The sequence below is a fragment of the Roseburia sp. genome, from assembly GCF_041325975.1.
Lineage (GTDB): Bacteria > Bacillota > Clostridia > Lachnospirales > Lachnospiraceae > Roseburia > Roseburia rectibacter.
In genome coordinates this window covers 580,320-593,693 of record NZ_JBGLEJ010000005.1, presented here as the reverse complement: position 1 = coordinate 593,693, position 13,374 = coordinate 580,320, and the positions used below count along the sequence as shown (strand labels likewise).

Below are 13,374 nucleotides of genomic sequence, written 5' to 3'. Positions count from 1 at the left end.
GGAGTATATCTCCACTCGATAAAACCGCATGGAACAGATTCCATACGGTATCCATACAAGCCAGCCTCCATGCGGAAGCGGCTCTGTATGGAGAAGATCTTATTTTCTAAGACCTAAACGCTCAATTAAGGAACGATATCTTTCGATATCAACTTTCTTTAAGTATGCCAGTAAACCACGTCTCTGACCAACCATCTTTAAAAGACCACGTCTTGAATGATAGTCGTTTTTGTTCTCAGCAAGATGAGCATTCAATTCCTCGATACGTGCTGTTAAGATAGCGATCTGTACTTCCGGTGAACCTGTATCTCCCGGTGTTCTGCCATACTCTGCGATAATTGCCTGTTTCTTTTCCTTTGCGATCATTTTATGATCCTCCTTTTCTTATTAAACGCCCATTCCGGCTGTGCCGGGATATGATACTCAGTAAAAGGTCGGAGTGTCCATCTACCGAATATGGGCTAAACTCATACTTCGTTATTATAACATGGGTTCATCCTGTTGTAAATGCCTAAATTTAATTATTGATCACACGCACTACTTTAACCGGCGTTCTGTAATATGCTCCGGAAATCTTGATACCTGACTTTGGAGAACTTGCATGTACCACACGACCTCCGCCAATATAAATAGCCACATGATTGATACTGCTGCCATTGCCATAGAAGAAAAGATCTCCCGGCTGTGCATCCGACGCAGCAATCTTTGTTCCACAGTTTGCCTGTGCCTTAGAAGAATGCGGAAGTGAAATACCATAATTAGCAAATACACTTAATACAAATCCGGAGCAGTCTGCCCCTCTTGTAAGACTTGTTCCTCCCCAGACATATGGGTTTCCAACAAACTGTGTAGCATAGGAAACAAGTGATACGCGCACATCCGATACACCCTGTCCATAACGAACTTCTGTCATGGTCTGTGCTTTCGGCAGTTCCGTTGCTATACTGACATAATCAGATGAAACATATCCCTCATCACTGTCAACATTGATCTTTACCCAGCCGTCAAGAACTTCAAGTACCTCAAGTTCTTCTCCTTCCGGCATCATGGTGATAACATGACTGTCTGTATTTGCCTCATCACGGACATAAAGTGTTGTCGTTGTCACGGTCGCAACAGTCTGCTTTACCTCCTGTGCTTTTGCGATCGCAGCTTCCCCGGTCAGAAGATATTCTGATTTTACATATCCTTTTACTTTTCCTGACTCGATCTGCGTCCACTCACCGTCTGTTCCAATAATTTCACATCCTGCATTATTTGGCAGTTTGCCAACAATCTCTGCCTCTGTTCCAGGTACTTCACGGACATTGATATTACCGTCCGCCTGTGCAATGCCAAGGTTCGTATAGCCAAATTCGCCTGCTGCTTCTGCAAGTGCTTTTTCTTTATCCTCTTCCTGCGTCTCTTCCTCCTGACCGGATGCGGTCACATCACGGTCTGACTCCGAAACACTGACCATATCTGCAGCCGTAACAGAAAGATAATCTGACATTGCATCCGTAACACCAGAAGTCACCTTTGCATCCGTCATTGCATAATTTCCAATCTGTCCGCCCAATGTGGAAGAAACTCCGGCAGATACCTCATTTTCCTGTAAAGATGTGCTTTCTGCCATCACTTCACGTCCATCTTTTGAACCTGACTTTTCATCAATATAAGCTACTGAAAATATAAGAGAACCAGCTGCAAGGAGTCCGGCTGCCTTAACCCATTTTGCTTTCATATCCGTACCTTTCCAAATATTCCAAAATACCTTATTTATTCAATACTGCTCAAGTATAGCAGTCATTTTTTACAATGTCAACATATTTATGTAATATTTTCGTAATATTTAGGTTTCATTTTTCCCAAACCATGCCCTTGCATATGCAATGTTATTCTGCATTTCCTCTTTCAGAGCCTCAATGGATGGAAATTTCCGTTCCTCACGTACTCTGGTCAGGAACTCTACCGTTACAACTTTTCCATAAAGATCTCCTGCAAAATCCAGAAGATGGGTTTCAACTCCGATCGGATTTTTTCCTTCAATCGTCGGTTTTACACCAACATTCGTAACACCACGGTAACACCTGTCAGCGAGCCGTACTTCAGTCACGTATACACCGCTCTCCGGAAGAAGTTTTTCTTCCGGCGGGATCTGATTGATCGTCGGGATTCCAAGTTTAGTGCTGCCTAAATGTCTCCCATGAAGGATCTCTCCTGTCACAAAATAGTGGTATCCCAGCAGGTGATTCGCTTTCTCGATATTGCCTTTTGCAATCTCTTCCCGGACAAATGTACTGCTGATATCTCTCTTATCTTCCTGCATCTTGTCAATGACAAGCACCTCATAACCATACTTGTCCGACAGATCTTTCAGCATGTGATAATCGCCTCTGCGGTTGTGTCCAAAATGAAAATCTGAACCAACCACAAAACATTTCACATGGAGCTGGTGTACAATCTTTGCTATAAAATCTTCCGGTTCCATGCACATGATTTCTTTTGTAAACGGACACTCAACCAGATAATCAATCCCAATCTGTTCAAAGATATGCATTTTTTCTTCATTAGTCGTCAAAACTTTCGCTTCAACCTGTTCCACACTTTTCCGCGGTGGAATATTAAAGGTAAATATGACAGCAGCAAGTCCATCTTCTTTCTTAGCAGCAAGATGTTCCATCAGAAGTTCATGTCCTCTGTGTATTCCATCAAATTTTCCAAGCGAAAGTACCGTTGGTTCTTCTATATAAAATTCGGTTGTATTTTTCAGATATTTCATGCTTCCATAAACAGTTTTACCGGTTTATAATCCCCCTGTATATCTGAGTACTCATAAATTCCGATAAAACGCCCTTCCTCATCATAAATACGGATCGGCTGCTGTTCCCATTTACTCTGATAGGAAACAAACATGTCTTTTTTCATCCGGTTTCCGTTATATAACAGTTTGTTCCATTCTCTGCAGATCACCGCTTTTTTATACTGTAAAAATACGGAATCAACCGTATAAATAAAGTCAAACATCCCTGCTTCCCACTGCTCCGGTGCTGTCTGTCCTACCGCTTTTTTGACACGCTCCTCAATCTCTGAGAGCCGCAATGCATCCTGTACACAAAACTCAGATACTTTTGTCCGCAAAAGTGATTCCATACATGCTCCGCAGGAAAGTTTTTCACCGATATCCTGACATAACGTTCTGATATAAGTTCCTTTCGAACAGCGCACACGCATGCAGACTCTCGGCAGTTCCATTTTGATGATCTCTATCGAATTAATCTGAACCGGTCTCGCCTGACGTTCCACAGTTACACCGCTTCTTGCCAGATCACACAGCTTCTTGCCGTTTACTTTTAATGCAGAATACATTGGAGGCACCTGCATGTAGTCTCCCGCAAAAGAAAGAACCGCTTCTTTTACCTGTTCTTCACTTACTTCTACCGGATGTTCCTCTAAAACAGTTCCGGTGACGTCCTGCGTATCTGTCACTTTTCCAAGCAGCATCACAGCAACGTATTCTTTATTTTTATCCGTCAAAAGGTCGCAGACTTTTGTTGCCTTACCAAGACACACAGGAAGCACTCCCTCCGCATCCGGATCGAGTGTCCCTGTGTGTCCGATTTTCCTTGTTTTTAAAATGCCTCTTAATTTTGCGACCACATCAAAGGATGTATATCCTTTTTCTTTGTATACATTGATAATTCCGTTAATCATAAATTTCCCCAAAATCAATCTGTGATCTGTTCTTTAATATCTGTAATGATTTCATTCAGCCGTACATCCGGATCTCCTGTCACAGAAAAACCGGCTGCCCTGACATGCCCGCCACCACCGTATTTTGCAGCGATCTTTGCAACATCCACATAACTTGCAGACCGGGTGCTGACTTTATAATTTTCCTCATCTGTCTGGTATAAAAATACTGCCACTTCCACATCTTTTGTCACGCGGAGCTGACTGACGATTCCATCTAAATGTTTCGGCAATACGTCATATTCTTTCATTTCTTCCGCAGTAATGATGCTCGAAATGCATTTTCCACCCAGATGCAGCTTACTTTTGACTAACGCAAGTCCCATAATACGGTTCTGCTCATAAGTCTTCGTAAAAAATGTCTGATCCACGATCTTCGGGAAATCTATTCCCAGTCCCATCAGAACACCTGCTGCTTCCATCGTTTTTGCCGATGTGCAGGAGTACTGGAACACACCGGTATCATGAATGATCCCGGTATAAATGCACTCTGCGATTTCCTTATTCAGCCGTTCTCTCGGAATCAGTTCAAATACAAGCTCTGATGTAGAACTTGCCTGCGGGAAAATATAATTTTCATCTGCAAAGCTCTGATTGCTGATATGATGATCGATACATGCTGTTTTTTTCGCATGTTCAAAATATTTTGCCGCATCCCCAAGTCTTCCGAGATCACCACAGTCCTGTGCGATAAACAGGTCATAACTTATATCCGCAGTACAGTCGCTTATGATCTTATCTGAATTTTTCATAAACTTGAAAATATTGGGAATCGGCTGCAGATACAGGCTGACTTCTATCTGTGGATAATAGGTTGTGATATAATTATAAGTTGCAAGGCAGGAACCGACACAGTCTCCATCCGGTCTTACATGGCCTGCAATGGCAACTGTTTTCACTCCCTGGAAAAGTTCATCAAGACTTTTCATTTTCTCCTCCATCCCCAAATACACATGATCTGTGCATCTTAATCATTGTTTGTATCTGTTTCTTCCTCGTTATCATCTCTGATATCTTTTGTAACCTCGTCGATCATCTTAGACATTTTTACGCCATACTCGATTGACTGGTCTAATACAAAACGGATCTCCGGTGTATTGCGCAGATTGACTGTTTTTGCAAGTTTGCTGCGGATAAATCCTTCGGCACTCTTTAATCCTGCCAGCGTTTTTGCCTGGGATTCCTCATCTCCTAAAACGCTGATATATGCTTTGCATGTCTTTAAATCCGGTGCAACTTCCACTGCAACAACACTTGTCAGCGGATTGATCCGCGGGTCTTTGATCTCCCCGCGGATAATATTGGAAAGTTCACGCTGCACTTCACCATTGATCCTGGTATTTTTAATACTGTTTTTTCTCATATCAATCCTCTTTTAGCGCGGTACCTCAACCATTGTATACGCTTCTACGATATCTAATTCCTGGAAATCTCCAAAGCCTTCAAATACAAGACCGCACTCAAATCCTGCTTTTACTTCTTTCACATCATCTTTAAATCTCTTTAAGGAAGCTAAATCACCCTCAAAGATCTGCTCACCCTCACGGGAGATACGAACTTTACATCCTCTCTGGAACATACCGTCAAGCACATAAGAACCTGCAATATTGCCGACTCCGGAAGCCTTGAAGATCTGACGGATCTCTGCGTGGCCTAAGACTTTCTCCTCGTATACCGGGTCTAACATTCCCTTCATTGCTGCCTCTACATCCTCGATCGCATTGTAGATGACTTTATAGAGACGGATATCTACATTTTCTTTATCTGCAGTAAGTTTTGCAGTCGGATCCGGACGAACGTTAAATCCGATGATGATCGCATTCGATGCAGATGCAAGGCTGACATCAGACTCGTTGATCGCACCAACACCACCATGAATGACTTTTACAACTACTTCTTCGTTCGACAGTTTTACAAGACTCTGTTTTACTGCCTCCACAGAACCCTGTACATCGGCTTTTACGATGATATCGAGTTCTTTGACATTTCCGGACTGGATCTGTGAAAACAGATCGTCTAAGGACATCTTTGCTTTTGTATCTTCGATCAGACGGTTCTTGCCCTCGGAAATATAGGTCTCTGCAAATGCTCTTGCTTCTTTCTCAGTATCCATTGCAACGAATGTCTCGCCTGCTTCCGGAACAGAAGATAAACCTAAAATCTCAACCGGCATGGAAGGACCAGCCTCTTTGACACGTCTTCCCTGATCATCGATCATCGCACGGACTTTACCATAGCAGCTTCCGCATGCTACCGGCTGACCAACTTTTAAAGTACCTTTCTGTACCAGAACAGTTGCAACAGCACCGCGTCCTTTATCAAGCTGTGCTTCGATGACAAGACCTCTTGCATTACGCTTTGGATTTGCTTTTAACTCAAGCACTTCTGCTGTTAAAAGAATCATCTCAAGCAGGTTGTCGATACCCTCTTTTGTATGTGCGGATACCGGACAGAAGATCGTGCTTCCACCCCAGTCTTCCGGAATAAGCTCATATTCGGATAACTCCTGTTTTACACGCTCGATGTTTGCACTTGGTTTATCGATCTTGTTGATTGCAACAATGATCTCAACACCTGCTGCCTTTGCATGGTTGATCGCCTCTACAGTCTGTGGCATAACACCATCATCTGCTGCTACAACTAAGATTGCAATATCAGTAGAATTTGCACCACGCATACGCATTGCGGTAAATGCCTCATGTCCCGGTGTATCTAAGAATGTAATATTCTGTCCATTGATAGATACCACAGACGCACCGATATGCTGTGTGATACCGCCCGCTTCTCTGTCTGTCACACGGGTAGAACGGATTGCATCCAGTAAAGATGTTTTACCATGGTCAACGTGACCCATAACACAGACAACTGGTGGACGTGCTACTAAAGTATCCTCCGGATCATCTTCCTCTTTTAAGAGTTCAGCGATCACATCAACTTTTTCCTCCGGTTCACAGATACAGTTAAACTCTAATGCGATTTCTTCTGCCTGCTCGTAATCTACTTCCTGATTCACAGTAACCATTGTTCCTTTTAAGAACAGCTTCTTTACGATGACAGATGGCTGTACTTTCATCTTGTCAGCTAATTCTCTGATCGTAAGTTTCTCTGGGAGAACAAGTGTACGGATCGCATCCTCTTCCGGCTGCTGTTTTGGCTGCTGCTGCGGTTTCTTCTTGCCGCCATTCTTCTCAAGGTTGATAAAACGTTCCTGTTTCTTTCCGCCAAGTGCATCATAATCATTACGCTGTCTTGCGTTTTTGTTTCTGTCTTTATCACGCTCTCTCGATTCTTTTCCTCTTAATTCTTCCGGAGCTGCTGCCGCTGCCTCTTTATTGAAACGGTCGATCTCACGGTCAAGTCTGCCGCCACCGTTATTTCCGCCACGGAAGCCATTGTTTCTGTTATTATTTCTGTCGCCCTGACCCTGTCCCGGTCTGCCATTGTTCTGGTATGGACGCTGTCCGTCATTTCTTCCGTTTCTGTCACCGTATGGACGCTGTGGTCTGTCACCATTGTTTCTCTGGTTTCTTCCGTCTCCCTGTGGACGGCGCTGACCATTGTTATTACGGTCGCGTCTGTCATTATTATTTCCCTGACGACGATCATTATTCTGCGGACGGTATTCCGGATTCTGTGCATATACATTTTCTCTCGGAGTCTGTACCTGTACAGTCTCAACCGGTTTTTTCGGTTCTTCAGCTGCCGGTTTAGCATCTCTCTGTGCCTTTAACTCTGCTGCTTTTGCTGCTGCAAGACGTTCTGCCTCTTCTGCTGCCTTTGCAGCCTCCGGGTTGATCGCACGCTCAAATGCTTTTCTCACATCATAACCGGATGTCGGTCTTGCCTGCGCATTGCCACGGTTCTGGTTCTGTCCCTGCGGACGGCGTTCACCATTACCCGGACGTCTGTCGCCATTGCCCGGACGTCTGTTGTTATTACCACCGCGGTTATTGCCCTGTTTACTGTACTGTGCATTGAATACTGCAGTAATGCTTGATTTTTTCTTCGGACGCTGCTCTGCATTTTCTGCTGATTTTGTCTGTTCATTTGCCTGCGGTTTCTGTACCGGTTTATTTTCCGGTGCAGCCGCCTTATTATCTGCCGGTTTATTTTCCGTTACATTTTCTTTGTTCTGCGCCTTTTTCTCCGGTGCAGCAGATTTCCCGAACTTCTTTCTCACAATCTCCTGTGCCGGATCATCCACATTGCTTGAAGCTGCTTTTACTGCATATTCTGTCGTATTTAATGTCTCTATAATCTGTTTACTCTCTATTCCTAATTCTTTTGCAAGGTCATATACTCTCATTTTTGCCATTTATCTTAATTCCTCCCACTATTCAGTTGTGATTGTTGTTTCAGTCTCTCTTCTATCGAGTGCGACAGTCCCTCGTTCGTGACTGCAAGCGACGCACGAAATTCTTTTCCAATGAAATGCCCAAGCATTTCTTTATCTGAATATTCATACATTGGCACCTGATAAAACTCTGTCATATTGCGAAACATTTTCTTTGTATTGTCTGACGCATCCTGTGCAACGATGACAAGGTATGCCCTGCCCTCTTTTACTGCCTTTTCCGTAGAAAATTCTCCGCTCGCCACACTGCCGGCCTTTGCGGCAATTCCTAGCATAGATAACACTCTATCTGGTTTCAAGCTGTTCCATCTCCTTTGTCAGCGTTTCATATACATCTTTTGGGATCGGCATTTTAAATGATCGTTCTAACCCTTTATTCTTTATCGCCATTGCAAGACATTCACGGTTCGGACAGATATAAGCACCTCTTCCGTTCTTTCTTCCAGTCGCATCTAAAATGATCTCCGTTTCCCCTTCTTCCGTCGGCGCTGTTTTGATCACACGGATCATATCTCTTTTGGCTTTCATTTCATGACAGCCGACACACTGCCTCATCGGAATCTTTTTATTTGACATTCTTCTTAATACCTCTTATTCTCTGTCCTCTCCGTCAGCTTCAACATTGTTTTCTTCTGTTCCGTCAGCCTCATAGCTGTCTTCTGCCGGTGCGCTGCCGTCTTCGTAATCCTCATAGGACTCGCCGTCCTCATCGTAATACTCATCTTCCTCGTAATCATTCTCATAATCAAGGAAGTCACCGGACTCTCTCGCCTGTGTCTCACTCTTAATGTCGATCTTGAATCCTGTCAGACGTGCTGCAAGTCTTGCATTCTGTCCTTCTTTACCGATTGCAAGAGAAAGCTGGTAATCCGGTACAACAACTTTCGCTGATTTTTCTTCAGCATCTGCAATAACGGAAATAACTTTTGCCGGACTTAATGCATTTTCGATCATCATTGCCGGATTCTCATTCCAGGTAATGATATCAATTTTCTCACCGCGCAGCTCACCAACGATTGCATTAACTCTGGCACCGTTCATACCAACACATGCGCCAACCGGATCAACATCCGGATCATTGGACCATACTGCGATCTTTGTTCTGCTTCCTGCTTCACGGGCGATTGCTTTGATCTCAACGATACCCTCGCGGACTTCAGCAACCTCAGATTCAAACAGACGTTTTACAAGTTCCGGATGTGTTCTTGATACTAATACCTTTGGTCCCTTTGAAGTAGCCTTAACTTCCAGAATGTACACTTTGATACGTTCTGTCGGCTGGAACACCTCACCTTTCACCTGTTCATTTTCTGTTAAGATCGCATCAACTCTTCCTAAATTAATGCTGACATTTCTTCCAATGTAGCGCTGTACCACACCGGTCACAACATCTTTTTCCATGCTGTAATACTGATCATATAAAACCTTACGCTCTTCCTCACGGATTTTCTGTAAGATCACATTCTTTGCATTCTGTGTTGCAATACGGCCAAATTCTTTAGACTGCACCTCAATATTGACAACATCGCCGATCTCGTATTTGGAATTGATCATTTTAGCATTGACCAGACTGATCTGCTCTACCGGATCTTCTACATTTTCAACAACTGTTTTTTCCTGAAACACATGGAACTCACAGGTTTCCGGATCAATCGATACCTTTACATTATCAGATGTACCGAAATGATTCTTGCATGCTGTAACAAGAGAATTTTCAATCGCCTCAAGCAATGTATCCTTGCTGATATTCTTCTCCTGTTCCAATATATTTAACGCTTCTAACAACTCATTATTACTCATTTTAAAATCCTCCTTTAGTTTATAGTTTATCTTTAAAAATCAAATGCCAGACGGATCAGCGCAATATCACTTTTTTCAAACGTCATTTCCGTCTCATCCTCTGTCTTTATTGTCACGGTATTTTCATCATATGCAGATAAAATACCATAAAATTCCTTTTCACGGTTAATCGCACGGTATGTTCGTATCTCTACTTCTTTTCCCATGCTGCGGACATAATCCTTTTCTTTTTTTAACGGTCTTCCAAGTCCCGGAGAGCTGACCTCAAAAACATAGGAATCTTCAACGAAATCTTCTTTATCTAAAATCTCGTTCATCTCCCGCGCCACTGCCTCACAGTCATTTACGGTAATGCCGCCTTCCTTATCGATATAGGCTCTCAAGTACCAGGTACCGCCTTCCTTTACATACTCCACATCGACCAGTTCAAAATTCATTCGGTCCAAAATCGGAGTAATCAGTTCTTCGGTGCGCGTTTCGTATGTTTCACGTTTTGACATGTGTACACCTTCTTTCTTCCATATTCAGTTTTCCTTTTGCCAGATTCTTTCACTCATCAGAATACATGGCTCCTAAACGTGAATTGAGAGAGGGCTTTCGTCCTCTCTCAATCAAGTCATCGTGCTATCACTTATTACTGTAACACTTTCCTTTCTAAAATGCAAGCCTTTTGCGGGATTTCAATGAAATTTCCTATTACATAAAAAAATTGCCAATACACCATCTGGTATACTGACAACTTCCGGGTTGGGCTGTTTATCTCTTTCGAAATAACAGTGAGTAGCTCGTAGGGGAATCGAACCCCTGTTTCCGCCGTGAGAGGGCGGCGTCTTAACCGCTTGACCAACGGGCCACAAATATTTGATTATCTCTGTTATAAAACAGAATAGCTCGTAGGGGAATCGAACCCCTGTTTCCGCCGTGAGAGGGCGGCGTCTTAACCGCTTGACCAACGGGCCATAAGTATTTGTTCATCCCTGTTATAAAACAGAGTAGCTCGTAGGGGAATCGAACCCCTGTTTCCGCCGTGAGAGGGCGGCGTCTTAACCGCTTGACCAACGAGCCGAACTGATACTTATTATAGCATGCTTTTTTTTATTTGCAAGTCTTTTTTTGAACTTTTTTTATTTTTTTAAAAATATGAACAATTTACACAATTCTGTGTCATATTTTTTCCTGTTTTCATGGCACATTTACACCTTTTCATACATTAAATCCTCTATTACTTCCTTAACCGTCGAAATCTGTTCTATTTTTCCAACATTTGAACCGCAAAATACAAGCCCGTTTTCGATATCTCCATGTACGGCACGGATCAATGCCTGTGTAATGCAGTATGGAATCTGCGCAGGTTTGCAGTTTTTAATACAATGATAACAGCGTTCCACCCGCTGTGCCGTATTTTCTGTTTTCTGGACAAACGCATTATTCAATGCACGTCCTGGCATGCCGACCGGACTTTTGATAATTTTTACGTCCGACTCTTCTGCTGTCACATAAGCATTCTTATATTCTAAAGACGCATCACATTCTTTTGTTGCAACAAATCTTGTCGCTGCCTGAATGCCATCTGCCCCAAGTTCCTTGATTTGTTTCGCATCGGCTGCATCCCAGATTCCACCTGCCGCAAAAACAGGGATCTGTTTATGGTATTTCTCCTCATACTGTTTCTTTTCTTCCATGATCGCAGTCAGTTCTTCCGCAAAACGGATTTTGGGAATGTCCTCAAGCTGTTCTCTTGAAAATCCCAGATGACCGCCTGCTTCTGGTCCCTCAGCAACAATAAAATCTGCTGTTCTGCCGTATTTCTTATCCCAGGTTTTTAAGATCAGGGACACAGCACGCCTTGATGATACAATGGGTGCGATCTTTGCCTTCCCTGCTTCCACCAGTTCCGGCAGGTCTATTGGAAGCCCTGCTCCACAGATCACAGCATCTGCCCCCGCACGCACTGCTTCTTTTACATGTTCTCTGTACTGCTGTAATGCAACCATGACATTCACTGCCACCATTCCTCTTCCAGCAGACACTTCTTTTGCCCTGGCAATATGTTTCCGGATACCGCGCAGATTACATTCTTCTTCATTTCCCACAAAATCAGGTTCTTCAAATCCGATCTGTGCTGTGGAGATCACTCCCATACCTCCCTCCGCCGCAACTGCACCTGCCAGACCGCTTAAACTCACACCAACTCCCATGCCTCCCTGTATCAGCGGCAGGCTCAGATTCCATCCCTCAAAACTGTTCATTGAAAAAATTGGTTTCATAATATCCCTCTCTATTATATATAGTTTTTATTACTATGTATTATAGTAGCATTTAATATATATCATGTCAATGACAACCATATTATTATTTATAAAGAAAAATACCCTGCTCTGCCGCATCGGCATTACAGGGTATTTTCCATCTTCTGTTATATAGTCTGTCTTACAGATTATTCGTCATATCCATTCGGATTATTCTTCTGCCATCTCCAGGAATCTTCACACATTTCCTTGATACCATACTGTGCCTTCCAGCCAAGCTCACGCTCCGCTTTTGAAGGATCGCAATAGCATGTTGCGATATCTCCTGCACGTCTTGGTTTGATTGCGTATGGAATCTTTACGCCGGTTGCGGCTTCGAAGTTTTTCACAATATCAAGTACGCTGTAACCATGACCAGTTCCAAGGTTATAGATTGCAAGACCACAGTTCTCATCAATCTTCTTCAATGCCTTTACATGACCAAGTGCAAGATCAACGACATGAATATAATCTCTGACACCAGTTCCATCCGGTGTATCATAATCATTGCCAAATACACCAAGTTCTTTTAATTTTCCAACTGCCACCTGTGTGATATACGGCATCAGATTGTTCGGGATACCATTCGGGTTTTCTCCCATTGTTCCGCTCTTATGGGCACCGATCGGGTTAAAGTAACGAAGTAAAATAACATTCCACTCCGGATCAGCTTTCTGGATATCCATCAGTACCTGCTCTAACATGGATTTTGTCCAGCCATAAGGATTGGTACACTGACCTTTCGGGCAGTTCTCTGTGATCGGGATCTCAGCCGGATCACCATATACCGTTGCTGAAGATGAGAAAATAATGTTCTTGCAGTTATGCTGGCGCATTACATCTACCAGAGTTAATGTTCCTGAAATATTGTTGTTGTAATATTCCCAAGGTTTCTGTACAGACTCACCAACAGCCTTTAATCCTGCAAAATGAATGCAGCTGTCAATTTTCTCTTTCTTAAAGATCTCATTTAAGATCTCACGGTCTAAAATATCTCCTTTATAGAAAGTTACATCTTTTCCTGTGATTGCTTTTACACGCTCTAATGATTTCTCAGATGCATTTACCAGATTGTCAAGAACAACAACCTCATAACCTGCATTTAATAATTCTACACATGTGTGACTTCCAATAAATCCGGCACCGCCGGTAACTAAAATTGCCATAGTTTTCTTCCACCTTTCCATAACAAGTCTTTTT

General features: G+C 43.0%; 13 protein-coding genes and 3 tRNA genes. All 16 read right to left on the bottom strand.

Annotation, left to right across the window (positions count from 1 at the left end; all coding sequences use genetic code 11):
- Positions 1-99: 99 nt before the first annotated feature.
- The gene (rpsO, locus tag ACDD58_RS14185; RefSeq protein WP_006858056.1) at positions 100-366 is read right to left on the bottom strand and encodes a 30S ribosomal protein S15; all 267 of its coding nucleotides are present in this window, start codon (positions 364-366) and stop codon (positions 100-102) included.
- 151 nt (positions 367-517) lie between these two features.
- On the bottom strand, positions 518-1,723 hold the full coding sequence (locus tag ACDD58_RS14180; RefSeq protein WP_370778076.1) for an NlpC/P60 family protein: 1,206 nt from the start codon (positions 1,721-1,723) through the stop codon (positions 518-520).
- Positions 1,724-1,831: 108 nt separating this feature from the next.
- Positions 1,832-2,761, bottom strand: a complete 930-nt coding sequence (locus tag ACDD58_RS14175; protein WP_117920928.1) for a bifunctional riboflavin kinase/FAD synthetase — start codon at positions 2,759-2,761, stop codon at positions 1,832-1,834.
- Positions 2,758-3,693, bottom strand: coding sequence for a tRNA pseudouridine(55) synthase TruB (gene truB, locus ACDD58_RS14170; RefSeq protein ID WP_370778074.1), 936 nt, complete (start codon positions 3,691-3,693; stop codon positions 2,758-2,760). Before truB ends, ACDD58_RS14175 begins: the two co-directional genes overlap by 4 nt.
- Before the next feature lie 14 nt (positions 3,694-3,707).
- On the bottom strand, positions 3,708-4,661 hold the full coding sequence (locus ACDD58_RS14165; protein WP_370778072.1) for a bifunctional oligoribonuclease/PAP phosphatase NrnA: 954 nt from the start codon (positions 4,659-4,661) through the stop codon (positions 3,708-3,710).
- Between the two features lie 38 nt (positions 4,662-4,699).
- Positions 4,700-5,095 (bottom strand): 30S ribosome-binding factor RbfA, encoded by a 396-nt coding sequence (gene rbfA / locus ACDD58_RS14160; protein WP_117920931.1) that lies wholly within the window; start codon positions 5,093-5,095, stop codon positions 4,700-4,702.
- Between the two features lie 12 nt (positions 5,096-5,107).
- Entirely contained in the window at positions 5,108-8,047 is a 2,940-nt protein-coding gene (gene infB, locus ACDD58_RS14155) for a translation initiation factor IF-2 (RefSeq protein ID WP_370778070.1), read from the bottom strand.
- A gap of 5 nt (positions 8,048-8,052) precedes the next feature.
- Positions 8,053-8,361: a ribosomal L7Ae/L30e/S12e/Gadd45 family protein gene (locus tag ACDD58_RS14150; protein ID WP_117920933.1), complete on the bottom strand. Its 309-nt coding sequence runs from the start codon at positions 8,359-8,361 to the stop codon at positions 8,053-8,055.
- Between the two features lie 10 nt (positions 8,362-8,371).
- Positions 8,372-8,662: an RNase P modulator RnpM gene (gene rnpM, locus ACDD58_RS14145; RefSeq protein WP_006858061.1), complete on the bottom strand. Its 291-nt coding sequence runs from the start codon at positions 8,660-8,662 to the stop codon at positions 8,372-8,374.
- Positions 8,663-8,677: 15 nt separating this feature from the next.
- A complete protein-coding gene (gene nusA / locus ACDD58_RS14140) occupies positions 8,678-9,886 on the bottom strand; it encodes a transcription termination factor NusA (protein ID WP_117920934.1) in 1,209 nt (402 codons plus the stop codon).
- Positions 9,887-9,918: 32 nt separating this feature from the next.
- Complete coding sequence (gene rimP / locus ACDD58_RS14135; protein ID WP_117920935.1) at positions 9,919-10,386, bottom strand: ribosome maturation factor RimP; 468 nt, start codon at positions 10,384-10,386, stop codon at positions 9,919-9,921.
- Between the two features lie 281 nt (positions 10,387-10,667).
- Positions 10,668-10,739, bottom strand: a tRNA-Glu gene (locus ACDD58_RS14130).
- Positions 10,740-10,773: 34 nt separating this feature from the next.
- Positions 10,774-10,845, bottom strand: a tRNA-Glu gene (locus ACDD58_RS14125).
- A gap of 34 nt (positions 10,846-10,879) precedes the next feature.
- Positions 10,880-10,951 (bottom strand) — tRNA-Glu (locus ACDD58_RS14120).
- A 128-nt stretch (positions 10,952-11,079) separates the two neighbouring features.
- On the bottom strand, positions 11,080-12,153 hold the full coding sequence (locus ACDD58_RS14115) for an NAD(P)H-dependent flavin oxidoreductase (protein WP_370778066.1): 1,074 nt from the start codon (positions 12,151-12,153) through the stop codon (positions 11,080-11,082).
- Between the two features lie 170 nt (positions 12,154-12,323).
- On the bottom strand, positions 12,324-13,340 hold the full coding sequence (gene galE, locus ACDD58_RS14110; protein WP_117920937.1) for a UDP-glucose 4-epimerase GalE: 1,017 nt from the start codon (positions 13,338-13,340) through the stop codon (positions 12,324-12,326).
- Positions 13,341-13,374: the final 34 nt, after the last annotated feature.

Bases quoted from the DNA above. Each gene is read 5' to 3' on its own strand.
- truB (WP_370778074.1), bottom strand. From the start codon at position 3,693: ATGATTAACGGAATTATCAATGTATACAAAGAAAAAGGATATACATCC.
- ACDD58_RS14150 (WP_117920933.1), bottom strand. From the start codon at position 8,361: ATGCTAGGAATTGCCGCAAAGGCCGGCAGTGTGGCGAGCGGAGAATTT.
- ACDD58_RS14175 (WP_117920928.1), bottom strand. From the start codon at position 2,761: ATGAAATATCTGAAAAATACAACCGAATTTTATATAGAAGAACCAACG.
- rimP (WP_117920935.1), bottom strand. From the start codon at position 10,386: ATGTCAAAACGTGAAACATACGAAACGCGCACCGAAGAACTGATTACT.
- ACDD58_RS14165 (WP_370778072.1), bottom strand. From the start codon at position 4,661: ATGAAAAGTCTTGATGAACTTTTCCAGGGAGTGAAAACAGTTGCCATT.
- nusA (WP_117920934.1), bottom strand. From the start codon at position 9,886: ATGAGTAATAATGAGTTGTTAGAAGCGTTAAATATATTGGAACAGGAG.
- rpsO (WP_006858056.1), bottom strand. From the start codon at position 366: ATGATCGCAAAGGAAAAGAAACAGGCAATTATCGCAGAGTATGGCAGA.
- ACDD58_RS14180 (WP_370778076.1), bottom strand. From the start codon at position 1,723: ATGAAAGCAAAATGGGTTAAGGCAGCCGGACTCCTTGCAGCTGGTTCT.
- rbfA (WP_117920931.1), bottom strand. From the start codon at position 5,095: ATGAGAAAAAACAGTATTAAAAATACCAGGATCAATGGTGAAGTGCAG.
- galE (WP_117920937.1), bottom strand. From the start codon at position 13,340: ATGGCAATTTTAGTTACCGGCGGTGCCGGATTTATTGGAAGTCACACA.
- rnpM (WP_006858061.1), bottom strand. From the start codon at position 8,662: ATGTCAAATAAAAAGATTCCGATGAGGCAGTGTGTCGGCTGTCATGAA.
- ACDD58_RS14115 (WP_370778066.1), bottom strand. From the start codon at position 12,153: ATGAAACCAATTTTTTCAATGAACAGTTTTGAGGGATGGAATCTGAGC.
- infB (WP_370778070.1), bottom strand. From the start codon at position 8,047: ATGGCAAAAATGAGAGTATATGACCTTGCAAAAGAATTAGGAATAGAG.